Below are 14,890 nucleotides of genomic sequence, written 5' to 3'. Positions count from 1 at the left end.
AAAAAAATATGTCAATTTTGTTAAATATTATTGCATGAGTTTTTGTTTTATTATTATGAATGTCTTTAGTTTATTTTTCAAGTAATTTGTCTAAAATTTTATGAAATTCTGATTGGGCAAATAGATATTTTTGATGAACTAGACAAGCTATAATATTATTTTGATTTGTTGTTATGATTTTTGGTTTTATGATTATGTTTGGTTTATTAGATTTTGAATCTAGTAATGTGTATGTTAATGTTGAATAGTTTTTTAAATTTGGGCAGATGGCAGAGTGGTTAAATGCAGCGGACTGTAAATCCGCCGCCTCACGGCTACGTAGGTTCGAATCCTACTCTGCCCATTCTAAAATTTATTGGGGTCGTAGCTCAGTTGGCTAGAGCATCTGCTTTGCACGCAGGGGGTCAGGGGTTCGAGTCCCCTCGACTCCAATTTATTTTAATTTTTTGTTTTGCACTTGTAGCTCAATCGGATAGAGCGACGGCCTTCTAAGCCGTAGGTTGAAGGTTCGATTCCTTCCAAGTGTAGTTTATTTGTCCCTGTCGTCTAGTTGGTTTAGGATGTTGGCCTCTCATGCCAGAGATCGCGGGTTCAAATCCCGCCAGGGATGTGGTCTTGGCGATTTATAATTTAAATTTTTTGTATGGGTTTTGGCTCTTCTAATAGTAAAAATTATGATAAAAAATTGTATACTAATGAGTATATTAGGTGAGATAAAATTTTATTAATAGATGAGGAATGAGTTAATCTTTGAATTTTTTCAAAAAGAGATGCTTTATTGAAGGCAGAAGAAGAGATGAAAGATTTGATTCAGGTTTGATTTGATCCAAAAGATAAAATTGTTACTGCTAAAATAATGGAAATTTGAAAATATTTGTATTCAAAAAAGAAAGAAGATTGAGAAAAAAAGAAGTCTCAAAAATCTAAATGTATGAAAGAGATAAAGTTTTCTTATAATATTTGAGATAATGATTTGGAAATGAAAATATCTCAAGCAAAAAAGTTTTTGGAGTCTTGACATACTGTAAAATTTCTTGGTCAGCTTAAATGAAGAGAAAATATTTATGCAGATAAATTATATTCTAGATTAGAGTATATAATGTCATTGCTTATTGATATAAGTAAATGACAATGAATTAAAAAAGAAAAAAGAGGATATAGTATGATTTTATTTGCTAAAGTTAAGTAAAATGTATAAAGTTAAAACTAATAAATCAATGGCTAAGAGAATTAAAGTTACTAAATCTGGTAAACTTATTCATAAAAAGGCTTGAGTTAGTCATTTGCTTACAAATAAAGGTTCTTCACCTAAAAAGGATCCTTATGGTAGAGTATTATCTCATAAAGAAGAAAAGAAAGTTAGAAATTTAATTCCTTATAAATTATAATAGTATGGTAAGAGTTACTAATTGATTTGTTAGACATAGAAGGCATAAAAAGTTTTTGAAACAAGCTAAATGATTTAGACTTTGAAGAAAAAATGTTTATAAACAAGTTAGGTTGGCTTTAATAAAACAATGACAAAATGCTTATATATGAAGGAAATTGAAAAAAAGACAGTTTAGACAATTATGGATAGATAGGCTTTCTTCAGCTCTTAGATCTAGAGGTTCTAAATATAGTGTCTTTATTAATCAGTTGAAAACTAATAATGTGGTTATGAATAGAAAAGTTTTATCTAATATTGCAGTTGTTTTTCCTGAAGTTTTTGATAAAATAAATGAAGAAATCTCTAAATAATTTGGGATTTTGTTCTTTTTGCCGGGATGGCGGAATTGGTAGACGCGGTGGACTTAAAATCCGCTTCTAAATTTTAGAGTACCGGTTCAAGTCCGGTTCCCGGTATTTCGCTTTTATTTTAAATTGAAGATAAAAGATTGATTGCATTAAGTGTAGTTTTTCTTTTATCTTTAGTTTTATTTATTTAATATTAAATATAAGATATGTGATTTACTGTGTATAAAACAGCAGATTTAAATACTAATGAAAGAATGGTTGCATTTTATAAAAAAGAATTGCGATCTTCTCATATACTTGATAAAGCTAAAAAACAAAAGCATTATTGAACTAAATGGTATAGGAAATTTGTAGAATATAGATTCCCTAGTGCTAGAAGATATAAAAGAATGAGGGCTATTGTTTCAGATGCTTATAGAAAAAATAAAGAAAAATATAATCTTTTGGCACAATTTTGAAAGAGAATTTAATTATATAATATTATAATATTTTAATGTATGTAGTAATAGATTTGAAGTGACATCAGTATATTGTTAAAGAATGAGATGAAATAGTTGTTGATTCTATGGGTGTAGATGAGTGAGAAACTATAATTGTTTCTTCAATATTGGCAGTTTTTGATGATTCTTGAAATGTTTTTTCTTTATGAAAACCATATGTTGATTCTGCAAAAGCTTCTTTGAAATTAATCTCAAATAAGAAATGAGATAAAATAAGTGTTGTTAAGTTTCATAATAAAAATAGATATTTTAGGAAAAAATGATTTAGGGCTAATCAATCAGTTTTAAAAGTAGATAATATTGATTATAATGACAAATAATGATACTATAGTAGTTGAATGAATAGTTGAAAAAATGTTGTGATGATGAAATTATCAAGTTAAACTTATTGGTATGGATATGCTTGTTACTGCTTATTCATCTTGAAAGATGAAAAAATTTAATATAAAAATAATTGAAGGTGATAAGGTTCAAATTGAATTAAATGAGTATGATCCTTCAAAGTGACGTATAATTTATAGATTTAAATAATATATAAATGAAAGTAAGATCATCAGTAAAAAAAATGTGTTCTAGTTGTCAGATAGTTAAAAGAAAGTGAATAGCTTATGTTATATGTTCAAATTCAAAACATAAGCAGAGACAGTGATAATTTTGATATTTATAATTTAAGTATATTAGATATATGTTTAGACTTCAAGGAAATGTTATACCAGATAATAAAGTTATATTTGTTTGATTAACACATGTTTATTGAATATGAATCTCTAGATCTAAAGAAATTTTGACTAAATTAGAAATTCCTTTTGAAAAAAAAGTTAGAGATATAACAGACGAAGAACAAAAAATGATAACAGATGAATTATCAAATTATCTTTTGGAAAGTGATCTAAAGAGAGAACAAACTTGATTTATCAAAAGATTAAAAGAAATAAAATGTTATAGAGGTATGAGACATAATTTGTGATTACCAGTTAGATGACAAAAAACTATTAAACATGCTAAAACTGCAAAGAAATTGCTTTGAAGAAGTAGGGTAAGACCTGTATTGAAGAAATAATTTATAATTTAATTTTTTATTATGGCAAGACAAAATATAAAGTCTAAGAAAAAAAAGAATATTAAACTTCCTGTTGGAAAGTTATTTGTTACTACTAGTTCAAATAATACTTTAGTTACTTTAACTGATGAATCATGAAATAAAGTTCTTTGATGATGAACATGAATGGCATGATTTAAGTGAACTAAAGAAAGTACTCCTTATGCTGCTGAAATGCTTACAAGTTGAATAATGAGACAAGCTAGAGATTCTTTTTGACTTAAAGAAATATCTATATATATGAAATGACTTTGAATGTGAAGAGATGGTGTATTTAAAGCTATTAATGATTTGTGAGGTATAGATATATCTTTGATTAGAGAAAATACTGCTATACAATTTTGATGATGTAAATGAAAAAGACCTAAGAGAAATTAATTTTTGTTTAATTTATTTAAGTTAATAACTTTATTATTATGAAATACAATTGACCCAAATTTAAGCTTTGTAGAAGAGAGTGAATAAATCTTTTTTGAGTTAATAAATATGATGTAAGAAAAAGAAAAAAAACTCCTTGACAACACTGAGTTACTATGTCTAGACTTTCTGAGTATGGTAAATTACTTAGAAATAAACAGGTTATTAAAAGAATGTATCTTTTGACTGAAAAGCAATTTAAAAGAACTGTTATTGATGAAGCTTGAAAATATGCCAAAAATAAATGAGTTTCTCATGATGAGGTAGCTATTCAATTTTTGGAAAGGAGGTTGGATAGTGTTGTTTTGAGGGCATGACTTGCTAATACTATAATGCAAGCTAGACAAATGGTGTGACATGGTCATTTTTTGTTGAATTGAAAAAAACATAATTCTTCTTCTTATTTTGTTAAAGTATGAGATAAAATTTCTTTGAAATCAAAATTAATAACATCTCCTTTGTATTCTTCTATTCCATTATCTTCTTGAAATTATAAGTTACCAACTTGGTTAAATGTTAAGAAAGACAATTTTGAAATAGAAGTTATTGATTTTCCTAGGTCTGAAGAAATTTCTTTACCTGCTGATATATTGAAAGTTATTGAATTCTATGCTAGAGCTTAGTTAATAAAAATTTATTAAATAATTCTTAATTAAATTATTATGTTAGATATCCAAAATTATATAGGAAAACCTAAAATAGTTATAGATGAAGTATCTGATACTAATACGATCTTTTGTGTGAAATATTTGCCAAGATGATTTTGACATACTTTTTGAAATGCTATTAGGAGAGCTATCTTGGGTTATAATTCTTGATGAGCAATAACTTGATTAAAAATAAAATGAGTTCCTCATGAATATGATACTATAGATGGTGTTAAAGAATCTGCATTAGATGTTATATTAAATTTTAAGAAACTTCGTTTTAATCTTGATATAAATCATGAAAAAATTAACTGGGTTCTTCATAGATTTTCTTGAGTTTGAAAATATGATGCTTCGTCATTAAGACTACCTTCTGGTATAGATATTTTGAATGAACATGAATATTTGTTTGAAATTACTGATCCATCTATTGAATTGATAGTTGAATATAGAATAGAAAAATGATATTCATATTATAGTATAGATTTTTTGAAAAAAAGGGAATCTACATTAGATTCTAATGATATATGAATTTTGCTTATAGATAATGATTTTAAGTTAGTTGAATATGTTAAATATGATATAGATGAACATATTGATGATTTTACTTGATCTAGTAAAGATCAACTAAATATAGATATTAAAACTATCTCTAATAAAATTACTCCTAAACAAATTCTTTCTTTTGTTTGAGAAGTTTTGTCTTCTTATTCAAATTTATTTGTTTTTGACGAAGCTTATATTGATAAATCTTTATTGACAGAATATTGAGATATAAAGGATAATATAATTAATAAATCCTCTGATCAAGATAATGTTAAAGTAAAACCTATTGATGTAATTCCACTTAGTGAAAGAACTAGAAATGCTCTTATTAAAAATAATATTCTGTATGTAGAAGATTTAGAGAAAAAAAGAAGATCAGAATTGTTGACTATGAAGTGAGTTTGAAGAAAAGCAGTTGATGAAATTATTGTTTCATTGAACGATATTTGAAAATCTCTTGCTTGATAAACTTAAATATTTAATTCTTATAATATATTTAAAAAGAATGAGACATAAATATAATAAACTTAAGGATTTAAATCCTTGAGCTCAAAAATTTGATTTACGTATTAGAAATTTATTGACTAGTCTTATTAAAAATTGACAGATAAAAACTACATCAAAAAAAGCTAAAATTTTGAAAAGTGAAGCGGATAAGTTTTTGTCTCATCTTGTTGGGCTTACATCAAGATATGATGAAGCTGATGCAAAAAGATTGTCAATATCTTATGTTAAATCTACTATTCTTTGAAATGAAGAATGAAAAAAAATGATTAATGAAATACTTCCTAAATATGTAGATTCTTGACAAAAGTTTGGTTTTGTTTCTACATATAAGTTATGATATAGAAAGTGAGATAGTGCAGAAGAAGTTTTAGTAAAATTAGTATAAATTTCTTTTTAGAATATAATAAATAATATATGGAATTTACAAATAATAATTTAAACAAAACTGTTCTTGTTAAGAAAGAATGGTCTGAGAAAAATAGAAAATGGTTTGAAATTGATGTGGAATGAAAAACTTTATGAAAAGTTTCTACATTAATAGCTAATAGATTATCTTGAAAATATAAAGAATATAATTGTGATTTTTGGGATTGTTGAGATTTTGTTGTAGTTAAAAATGCTAGTAAGATAAAAGTTACTTGAAAAAAATTAGATCAAAAACAATATTATAGGTATTCTTGATATAAATGAAATGTTAGAGCTATGTCTCTTAGTGAATTATTGGAAAAAAAGCCAGAAAATGTTATTTGGTATTGTGTGAGATGAATGTTATCAAAAAATAAATTAAGAGATAGAAAAATGAAAAGACTTAAAATATTTGCTTGAGATTCAAATAAATATGATTATTTAAATCCTGAAAAAATTGATTAATGATAAAAGAAAAAAAATATGAGTACTGACTTTGAAGAAGAAAACAATCTACTGCTCAAGTAAAATTGTTTCAAGGTGGTAATTGAAATATTATGATAAATAAGTGATGAGATAAAGTTTCTATTAAAGAATATTTTGGATGACATGATTATTTAATAGAATCTGCATTACATTCTTTTTATACTATAGGTTCTGGTATTGTTGATAGATTTGATCTTGATATTAAAGTTTCTTGATGAGGTCTTAGATGACAAGCTGATGCTATTAAGCTTGCCATTTCAAGAGCACTTGTTTCTTTCAATTCTGAATATAGATTACAACTTAAACCTTTTGGTTTGTTGAAAAGAGATTCAAGAGAAAAAGAAAGGAAAAAATTTGGTTTGAAAAAAGCTAGAAAATCACCTCAATGGACAAAGAGATAAAATTTGTCATAGACGATCAGTACAATATTTAATTGTGTTGTTTGTCTTTTTTTATTTTTAATAAAATTATTAGATGAATAATATTGTATTATTTTGAGTACAGTGAGCTTGAAAATGAACTCAAGCAAAAATGTTATTAAATAAATTTTCTAATTATAAATATTTTGAAGCTGGTAATATACTTAGAGCTATTAAATCAAAACCAAATTGTCTTTGAGATTATGTAAAAGAAATAATTGATTCTTGAAATTTAATTAATGATGAATTTATTTCTAGTTTGTTTAATGCTTTTTTGACTACATTATCAGATAATGATAATATATTAATTGATGGTTATCCTAGAAAAATAAATCAAATGAAACAGTTTATAGATTTAACTTCAAAAAAAAATATATCTTATAAAGCAGTATATTTAGATTTATCTGAAGATAAAGCTATTGAAAGACTTTCATCTAGATTGATTTGCTCTAATTGTTGAGCAACTCTTTCAAATATTTCTTGAAAATTAAAATCTTGTACATATTGTTGATCTGATTCTTTAATAAAAAGAGAGGATGATTATCCAGATGCTATTAAAAAAAGAGTAAGATTATATAAAGAAGAAACAAAGCCTGTTATTGATACTTTTCAAAATATGTGAAATTTATTTATTATTGATGCTTCTTGAACTCAAGAAGAAGTATTTGATAGGATTATAGATATTTTATAGTTTTTTGTAAGTTATTTTGTATTAAAAATTATTTTTTGTAATAAAATAAAAAAACTTCCGTAAGATATATTACATTTAAATATTAAAATACAAATATAATGACAAAAACAATTTTATGGTTTACAATAATATTATCATTTATTTTTATGACTTGATGTATTGATAAAATTAGTATTACTGAAAAAAGTGATCATTGGAAATATCAAGAAGAAGTTTCTAAATCTACTTATAATAGACAATGATTTAGTAATAATTCTTGAATTAATCCTAGTTCACCATGAGCTTTATATGATACTAATACATTACAAGAAAATATTTGATTTCAAGTATGAGCTGATCAAGATATGATGCTTTTTAGAGATAATATTGAAAAATGACATATACCAAGTCTTGAAACTATAACTTATAATGGTATATTTTCTGATTATCATTTTCAACAGCCAAGTTGAGAATGTGAAACAATGTTTTGTCCTTTAGTTGATTATTGACAAGTAGACAATGAAAACTGGATACAAATATCTTTATGATCTAATATAAAAGATGAAGATTTTCAAAGACCTCCTACTAATTTTGTTTTGGTAATAGATAAAAGTTGAAGTATGTGATGAGCTTTATCACAATATTATTATGAAAATACTCAAGATTATATTTATGAAAGTGATTTATGTGATACTCAAAATGAATTATATTTTGCACCATGAAAAAAATGTATTTCTCAAGAAGATAAACAAATATTTATAGATGATTATACTGAGATTAGTAAACAATCTAGAATGGAATTTGCTATGCAGGCTATGTCAAAAATGTTGGACAAATTAAGAGAAGATGATAGAATATGAATTGTTTTATATGATGATTCTGCATATATTGCTCATGAACTTATAAAAGTAGAAAATATAGATAAATCTTCTTTGAAAAAACATTTAAAAAGTGTAAGAGATTGAGGTGGTACTAATATGGAATCATGAATGAAAAAATGATTATCTTTATTTGATGATGATATGAAAAGTTGATATCAAAATAGAGTTCTTTTTATTACTGATGCTATGCCAAATATGTGAGATTATTCAGCTTGATGATTAGCTAATATGGTAAAAGATGCATCTGAAGATAATATTTATTTTTCTTTCTTTTGAGTAGCAGTAGATTTTCAACAACAATTTGTACAAAAAATATGAAAATTTGAATGAAATAATTATTTTTATATATCTGATGCTTGGGAATTTTCTCAGAGAATTGTAGATGAATTTGATTATAACTTTTTTCCTATGATATTTAATTTGAAAATGAATATAGATAATGAAGATAATATTGAAAAAGTTTATTGATTAGATAATCATAAAAATGAATTAATGTCTATTAATACATTATTTCCTACTCCTCCCAAAACTGAATGACATAGATGATCTATAATTCTTTTGAAATTAAAAGAACAAATACAAGAAAATATTAATATACAAGTAAGTTATAAAGAATATACTGGTAAAGAAGTGGAAACATCTCAAGAAATAAAAATTGATAATAAACCAGCTAATACAAGTATGATAAAATGAGTAAATCTAGTAAAATATACTGATGCATTAAAAGAATCTATTCAAGAAAGAGATATTTCTATATTGGAAAATATAAAAGAAAAATTAAAGTTAAAAGAAGAAATATTTCAATGAGATGATAAGAAAGTTTTTGAAAAAGAAATTAAGACTATAGATAAGTTAATAAAATTAATAAACAATTGAGAACAAGTAAAACAAGATTATAATCCAGATAGAAATAAACGAAATTTGGAAAAATAAAAATATTTTAATTATTTTAATATCAAGAGATTTATTCTCTTGATATTTTTTGTATTAAATATTTTAAAATAAACTTGTTTGTGTTCAGAATTTATAAGATAATTTCAAATTATCAATAATTTTTTCCATAGATTTAAAATTATATTCTTGTATCAAAATATTTTTAAGTTTATCAAAATCAATATTTATTTTTCATAATTCATTAACATCTGGTATATTTGGGATTATCATAAGTTCTATTAAACTTTTGCTTTCAAAAGCAGAGTCTTTTCATTCAATTAATTTTTTTGATATTGATTCTTTAATTTCATTTATATTAATATATATATTTTCTATACAATAATATTTTTGTATTAATTCAGATGCAGTTTTTTTTCATATTCATTTTACTCAAGGAATATTGTCAGATGTATCTCATAATAATGCTAAATAATCTATTATATTAATAGGAGGAAATCACATATTTTTTTCAAAATCAATATTATTTTCTATAATTTGTTTAACAGGATCAAAAAATATAATTTTATCATTTAATAATTGTTTTAAATCTTTATCAGAACTTATAATTTTTATATTTCAATTATATTTTTGAGCAATAGTGTTTATAACATCATCAGCTTCATATCACTCTAATCAAAAAAAAGGAATATTTAATTCTTTTATTATAGATTTAATTACTCATATTTGATTTTTAAATTCATTTGGAATTTTTGGTCTATTAGCTTTATATTTAGGAAATTTTTCATGTCTTTTAGTTTTTGAACCCATATCCCATGCTATTACAAATTTTTCAGGATTATCTTGTAAAAGTTTTAAAATCATTCTAAAAAATCAATATATTGCTCATATATCTTCTCATTTAGAATTTTTCATATCGGGTAATGCATAATATGATCTAAATAAATATCAAGATCCATCCAATAAATAATACATATTTTGAAATTAATTATTAATTTAAATTTAAAAATTACTTATAAATAAATATTATTTTTTTTCAATCAATTTTATTTTTATTTTCTATATTTGTTTTTTTCATTGTTGTATATTTTATTTAAATAGATTATAAATAGATAAGAGAATAGAGTATAATAAAATATTTAATTGATTTTTATATTTAATTGATTATATAATGTACTTGATTTATTTTAATTTAATAAAATTATAAAATTTAAAATGGAAGACAGTATGGCAAATTTTATTATCATGAGTTTGTCTTTTTTTTCTTTATTGATAATTGCTTCATTTGCATTTCTATTTTCAAAAAAAATTAATTTTCCATATACTGTATTACTTTTTATTATATGACTTATATTAGTTCCATTAAGTTATTTTCCTGTATTTTCACGAATAACAAGTTTTCAATTAACACCGGAGATATTGTTTTTTGTATTTTTACCAATTTTAGTTTTTGAATCAGCTTATAATATAAATTATAAAGATTTATTTAAAAATTGAACTACAATATTTACTTTAGCATTTGTTTGATTATTAATATCAACATTTACTATTGCTTATAGTTTGTATTATATATTAAATTTTATATGAATGCAAGTTCATTTGTGAGTAACTATACTTTTTGGTGCAATAATCTCATCAATAGATCCGGTAGCAGTATTAGCACTTTTTAAATCATCATGAGCTCCTAGGAAATTGTCATTAATATTTGAATGAGAAAGTTTGTTTAATGATGCAACATCATTAGCATTATTTCTGATTGTTGTAAGTATATTGCGGGAAATATCAATATGAAATTCATTTGAACTTAATACTCATCTTATAAACTGATCAATATCTTTTTTATCTATGATGTTTTGATGAATTATATTATGAGGATTAATTTGATATTTATTTTCTTATATAATTTGAAAAATAAAAAATGTAGAAGAAGTTGAAATGACTTTAACTATAGCACTTGCACATATTGCATTTTTAACGGCAGAATTTATAACACATTTTACAATTATAGATATTTCTTGAATAGTTTGTACAGCTATAGCATGAGTTATAGCTTGAAATTATGGTAGACACAAAATTAGTCCAAAAATAGAAGAACATATGGATAAATTATGGGAATATTCTGCTTGGTTAGTAAATAGTTTAGTTTTTATACTTATGTGATTAATTTTAGTTAATATTGATATAAATTTTTTAGAATTTATTCCTATTATTGCTATTACTATAATTATAGTAATAATATCTAGATGATTAAGTGTTTATATTCCACTTTTCTTTTTATGAAAAATAGATAAATCTAGTATAATACCTATAAGTTGGCAACATTTACTTGCTTGGTGAAGTTTAAGATGAGCATTATGATTAATGATGGTTTTAATAATACCAGAGGGGCTTACATTATCATGATGGTGATATGAATACAGTATCAAAGATTTTTTGACAGTATTAGTTGTTTCATCTGTAATATTTTCTTTAATAATAAAATCTCTTACAATAGTACCATTAATGAAAAAATTAAAAATTAATGAAATACATTCATTAGAAAAATTTGAATATTACGAATGAATAATACTTGCTTTATTGAAGGTTTTTAATAAATTAGAACAAAATTATCAAGCTTGATATTTGTTAGAAGATGAGTACAAAGAATTAAATATAAAATATCAAAAAAAATTTAATTCTGCTATTGAATGAATGCAAAATTTATTAAAAACGGAAAAAGATTGATATAAATTAATAACAAAAGCTCTTTCATTACATGCTTTATGAATAGAAAAACAGTCATTAAAAAAACTATTTTTATCTAATGAGATTGATGAAAATAATTATAGAATATTATTATGAAAAATTCAAAGACAAAAAACTAGATTAGAAAACTGATTAAAACAATTTAGTTGAAATAAAGATTATTATACTGATAAAAAAGATATATTTGAAAATTTAGTTGAAAAATCTTTTGATAAAAATTCTCCTATTAATAGTTATATTAGAAATAGAGCTAGAGTTATTGTAATTAAAGATACTATAAATCAACTAAATGAATTAAAAAATACTGATTTTAAATTTAATAAAAAATATTTTGATAATATAATAGAGCTTTATAAAGATTTATTACAAATATCCGATAAAAAGAATAAAAAACTTATAAATGAATATAAGACTACTATTATGAGTTTGGAAACTAAATTGTCTGAAAAAACTTTATTAAGAATAGAAGAAAATGTAATAAATAGTCTTTATGAAAAAGAAATAATAACTCCTAAACTTTATCATAAATTTATAGAAGATATTGAAAATTGAATATATAAATAATTAATTTTAATTAAACAACTTTTATTTTGTGAAATCTTTGTAAGAAATAGTAGCATTGTTTACACATAAGATTAGTTTATTAAATATTGATATTATTAAAATAATCTTTATAAAGTAAACTGTTTAAATTTTAATTAATTAATATTTTTTTGATGAATTATACTAATGAATCTTTGGATAGAATACAAAAAATAAAAAAACTAAAAGATGCTTGACTAATTGTTTATGCTAACAAATTTGATAAAAAATATGATATATCTGAAATACTTAAAAATAAAGATAAAATAAAAGATGCATCATATTTAATGAAAGATTGAGCAAGTTGAGATTTTAAAACAGCAGGTAGAATTATTTCTTTTCATAGTCATTGAAAACTTGCTTTTGCTAAAATACAAGATAATACTTGATTTATTCAAATATGTTTTGTTAAAGATAAAATAAAATTGAATGATTGACAAAATTTTTTAGATTCTATAGATATACAGTGAGAGAAAAAAATTGCATACAAAATAATAGAAAAATTTATTGATGTATGAGATTATTTATGAATTGAATGAGATTTATTTTTTACAAAACATTGAGAGTTGACAATATTTGTTGATAATTTTCAAATTTTATCAAAAGCTATAAGACCTCTTCCTGAAAAATGGCATTGAATAAAAGATAAAGAACTTTCTTATAGACAAAGATATTTGGATTTAATAAGTAATGAAGAAACTTATAATAGATTTTTACTTAGAAGTAAATTTTTGAAAGTTTTGAGAGATTTTTATCATGAAAATAATTTTATTGAAATAGAAACTCCTGTGCTTGGTAGTGCAGCAAGTTGAGCAGCGGCTAAACCTTTTGTAACTTATCATAATGATTTTGATCATGATTTTTTTCTTAGAATATCTCCTGAAACAAATTTAAAAAAAAGTACAGTATGAAGATTTGAAAAAGTTTTTGAAATAGCAAGAGATTTTAGAAATGAATGATCTGATCCATCTCATCTTCAAGAATTTACTATGGTAGAACATTATGCAGTTTATTGGAATTTTGAAAATAATATGGATTTTACAGAGAAAATGTTTAATTATTTATTTGATAATATACCAGAATTAAAAAAACAAATAAAAGTAAAAAATAAAAATTGAGAAATTAAAGAAATTGATTTTTCTAATAAATGGGAAAAAATTGATTATATTGATTGAGTAAAAAATTCTTGTTGAATAGATGTAACTAAATATAATCTTTGAGATGAAAAAAAACTTATTTCTGATATAAAATGAGTATGAGTAGAATTTGTTGGAATGGATAAAATGGCAGTTCCTACTTTGATAGATTATCTTTACAAAAAAGTTTTGAGACCAAATATAGTATGACCTGCTTTTGTTTATAATTATCCCAAAACTATGCAACCACTTGCTAGACAAAGTGATAAAAATTCCAATATTGTAGAACAATTTCAACTTGTAGTTAATGGCTGGGAAATTGTAAAGGCATATAGTGAATTGGTAGATCCTGAAATACAAAAAGCTAATTTTGATTCTCAAAAAGAAGCTATAAAACAAGGTGATGAAGAAGCAACAAGTTGAGATGATGATTTTGTTTTGGCTATGGAATATGCTATGCCACCTCAATCTTGATTTGGTATGTGAATAGAGAGAATATTAACTATTCTTAGTGAACAAGAAAATTTAAGAGATATAGTTTTGTTTCCATTGATGAAACCATTAAAAAATGATATTGATATTGATCAAGAAAATGAATTAATTTAATATTAAAATAATGTTTTTTTATGAAAAAAATAGTTTGAATAGATATGGATGAAGTTTTGGCTGAAACTGTACAATCTGCATTGGAACATAATTGATTCAAAATTGCTTGAAGAACTCTTTACAAAGAAGAAATTACATCTTATAAAATATCTGATATGGAAAAATTTAAAGATTTAAATCAAGAAATTGTTGATTTTTTTCATAATTTTTTGCAACATGAAAATTCTTATAATATTAAACCTGTAGATTGATCTTATGAAAAACTTGTTTATTTAAAAAATAATAATTATAAATTACATGTTATTACAGCTAGACAAGAAAGTTTAAAAAATTCTACTTACAAATGGATAGAAAAAAATTTTCCTTGATTAATAGATGATGTACATTTTACAAATCATTTTACTAAAAATTCAAAACCTAAATCTGAAGTTTGTAAAAGAATATGAACTGATTTTATGTTTGAAGATAATTTTGAATATGCTAAAGAAATTGTTGAAAATGCAAATATCAAAATTTTTTTATTAACAAAAAATTGGAATATTAATGAAAAAATTAATATTAAAAAAATACATCGTTTAAATTCTTGGAATGATTTTAATTTAAAATTAATTTAAAA

21 protein-coding genes and 5 tRNA genes are annotated in these 14,890 nt (G+C 23.3%); 25 read left to right on the top strand and 1 reads right to left on the bottom strand.

The features are described from left to right. Positions 1-8: 8 nt before the first annotated feature. From VAMP_RS00190 to VAMP_RS00085, 22 genes are all read left to right on the top strand, one after another. Positions 9-248, top strand: a complete 240-nt coding sequence (locus VAMP_RS00190; RefSeq protein WP_213347982.1) for a hypothetical protein — start codon at positions 9-11, stop codon at positions 246-248. A gap of 12 nt (positions 249-260) precedes the next feature. Further along, positions 261-343: transfer RNA gene (locus tag VAMP_RS00185), tRNA-Tyr, on the top strand. Between the two features lie 14 nt (positions 344-357). Next, positions 358-431: transfer RNA gene (locus VAMP_RS00180), tRNA-Ala, on the top strand. 22 nt (positions 432-453) lie between these two features. Beyond that, positions 454-527: transfer RNA gene (locus tag VAMP_RS00175), tRNA-Arg, on the top strand. A gap of 8 nt (positions 528-535) precedes the next feature. Next, positions 536-610: transfer RNA gene (locus VAMP_RS00170), tRNA-Glu, on the top strand. A gap of 33 nt (positions 611-643) precedes the next feature. After that, a complete protein-coding gene (gene infC / locus VAMP_RS00165; RefSeq protein ID WP_213347980.1) occupies positions 644-1,189 on the top strand; it encodes a translation initiation factor IF-3 in 546 nt (181 codons plus the stop codon). A gap of 1 nt (position 1,190) precedes the next feature. Then, positions 1,191-1,388, top strand: coding sequence for a 50S ribosomal protein L35 (gene rpmI, locus VAMP_RS00160; RefSeq protein ID WP_213347978.1), 198 nt, complete (start codon positions 1,191-1,193; stop codon positions 1,386-1,388). Positions 1,389-1,392: 4 nt separating this feature from the next. Further along, complete coding sequence (gene rplT, locus VAMP_RS00155) at positions 1,393-1,740, top strand: 50S ribosomal protein L20 (protein WP_213347976.1); 348 nt, start codon at positions 1,393-1,395, stop codon at positions 1,738-1,740. Between the two features lie 20 nt (positions 1,741-1,760). After that, a tRNA-Leu gene (locus tag VAMP_RS00150) sits at positions 1,761-1,845 on the top strand. Between the two features lie 98 nt (positions 1,846-1,943). Continuing rightward, positions 1,944-2,207 (top strand): hypothetical protein, encoded by a 264-nt coding sequence (locus VAMP_RS00145; RefSeq protein WP_213347974.1) that lies wholly within the window; start codon positions 1,944-1,946, stop codon positions 2,205-2,207. Between the two features lie 23 nt (positions 2,208-2,230). After that, positions 2,231-2,557, top strand: coding sequence for a 50S ribosomal protein L21 (gene rplU, locus VAMP_RS00140; RefSeq protein WP_213347972.1), 327 nt, complete (start codon positions 2,231-2,233; stop codon positions 2,555-2,557). Then, the gene (gene infA, locus VAMP_RS00135) at positions 2,547-2,768 is read left to right on the top strand and encodes a translation initiation factor IF-1 (protein ID WP_213347970.1); all 222 of its coding nucleotides are present in this window, start codon (positions 2,547-2,549) and stop codon (positions 2,766-2,768) included. Before rplU ends, infA begins: the two co-directional genes overlap by 11 nt. A gap of 7 nt (positions 2,769-2,775) precedes the next feature. Further along, entirely contained in the window at positions 2,776-2,889 is a 114-nt protein-coding gene (rpmJ, locus tag VAMP_RS06585; RefSeq protein WP_213347968.1) for a 50S ribosomal protein L36, read from the top strand. A 33-nt stretch (positions 2,890-2,922) separates the two neighbouring features. Further along, a complete protein-coding gene (gene rpsM / locus VAMP_RS00125) occupies positions 2,923-3,297 on the top strand; it encodes a 30S ribosomal protein S13 (RefSeq protein WP_213347966.1) in 375 nt (124 codons plus the stop codon). Between the two features lie 21 nt (positions 3,298-3,318). Continuing rightward, on the top strand, positions 3,319-3,714 hold the full coding sequence (locus VAMP_RS00120; RefSeq protein ID WP_213347964.1) for a small ribosomal subunit protein uS11: 396 nt from the start codon (positions 3,319-3,321) through the stop codon (positions 3,712-3,714). A 38-nt stretch (positions 3,715-3,752) separates the two neighbouring features. Beyond that, positions 3,753-4,376, top strand: a complete 624-nt coding sequence (rpsD, locus tag VAMP_RS00115; RefSeq protein ID WP_213347962.1) for a 30S ribosomal protein S4 — start codon at positions 3,753-3,755, stop codon at positions 4,374-4,376. A gap of 39 nt (positions 4,377-4,415) precedes the next feature. Further along, entirely contained in the window at positions 4,416-5,414 is a 999-nt protein-coding gene (locus VAMP_RS00110) for a DNA-directed RNA polymerase subunit alpha C-terminal domain-containing protein (RefSeq protein ID WP_213347960.1), read from the top strand. After that, positions 5,365-5,838 (top strand): bL17 family ribosomal protein, encoded by a 474-nt coding sequence (locus VAMP_RS00105; protein WP_213347958.1) that lies wholly within the window; start codon positions 5,365-5,367, stop codon positions 5,836-5,838. The genes VAMP_RS00110 and VAMP_RS00105 overlap by 50 nt, the downstream gene beginning before the upstream one ends. 29 nt (positions 5,839-5,867) lie before the next feature. Beyond that, entirely contained in the window at positions 5,868-6,323 is a 456-nt protein-coding gene (gene rplM, locus VAMP_RS00100) for a 50S ribosomal protein L13 (protein ID WP_213347956.1), read from the top strand. Further along, positions 6,323-6,745, top strand: coding sequence for a 30S ribosomal protein S9 (gene rpsI, locus VAMP_RS06825; protein WP_213347954.1), 423 nt, complete (start codon positions 6,323-6,325; stop codon positions 6,743-6,745). Before rplM ends, rpsI begins: the two co-directional genes overlap by 1 nt. A gap of 73 nt (positions 6,746-6,818) precedes the next feature. Then, entirely contained in the window at positions 6,819-7,454 is a 636-nt protein-coding gene (locus VAMP_RS00090; RefSeq protein WP_213347952.1) for an adenylate kinase family protein, read from the top strand. Positions 7,455-7,552: 98 nt separating this feature from the next. Then, the gene (locus VAMP_RS00085) at positions 7,553-9,247 is read left to right on the top strand and encodes a vWA domain-containing protein (protein WP_213347950.1); all 1,695 of its coding nucleotides are present in this window, start codon (positions 7,553-7,555) and stop codon (positions 9,245-9,247) included. Between the two features lie 63 nt (positions 9,248-9,310). Here the strand turns inward: VAMP_RS00085 and VAMP_RS00080 are convergent, their stop codons facing one another. Continuing rightward, positions 9,311-10,180: a 5'-3' exonuclease gene (locus VAMP_RS00080; protein ID WP_213347948.1), complete on the bottom strand. Its 870-nt coding sequence runs from the start codon at positions 10,178-10,180 to the stop codon at positions 9,311-9,313. 240 nt (positions 10,181-10,420) lie between these two features. Here VAMP_RS00080 and VAMP_RS00075 point away from each other — a divergent pair, with 240 nt between their 5' ends. The 3 genes from VAMP_RS00075 to VAMP_RS00065 all read left to right on the top strand — a co-directional run bounded on the left by VAMP_RS00075 (position 10,421) and on the right by VAMP_RS00065 (position 14,888). Beyond that, positions 10,421-12,514 (top strand): cation:proton antiporter, encoded by a 2,094-nt coding sequence (locus VAMP_RS00075; RefSeq protein WP_213347946.1) that lies wholly within the window; start codon positions 10,421-10,423, stop codon positions 12,512-12,514. Between the two features lie 152 nt (positions 12,515-12,666). Next, positions 12,667-14,274: a lysine--tRNA ligase gene (gene lysS / locus VAMP_RS06820; RefSeq protein ID WP_213347944.1), complete on the top strand. Its 1,608-nt coding sequence runs from the start codon at positions 12,667-12,669 to the stop codon at positions 14,272-14,274. Positions 14,275-14,294: 20 nt separating this feature from the next. Next, positions 14,295-14,888: a 5' nucleotidase, NT5C type gene (locus VAMP_RS00065; protein WP_213347942.1), complete on the top strand. Its 594-nt coding sequence runs from the start codon at positions 14,295-14,297 to the stop codon at positions 14,886-14,888. Positions 14,889-14,890 lie beyond the last annotated feature (2 nt).

Origin of the sequence: Candidatus Vampirococcus lugosii (assembly GCF_018420025.1) — a bacterium.
GTDB lineage: Bacteria > Patescibacteriota > Gracilibacteria > Absconditabacterales > Absconditicoccaceae > Vampirococcus > Vampirococcus lugosii.
The sequence above is the reverse complement of the archived record's forward strand: the minus strand, read 5'-3'. Positions and strand labels throughout refer to the sequence as shown.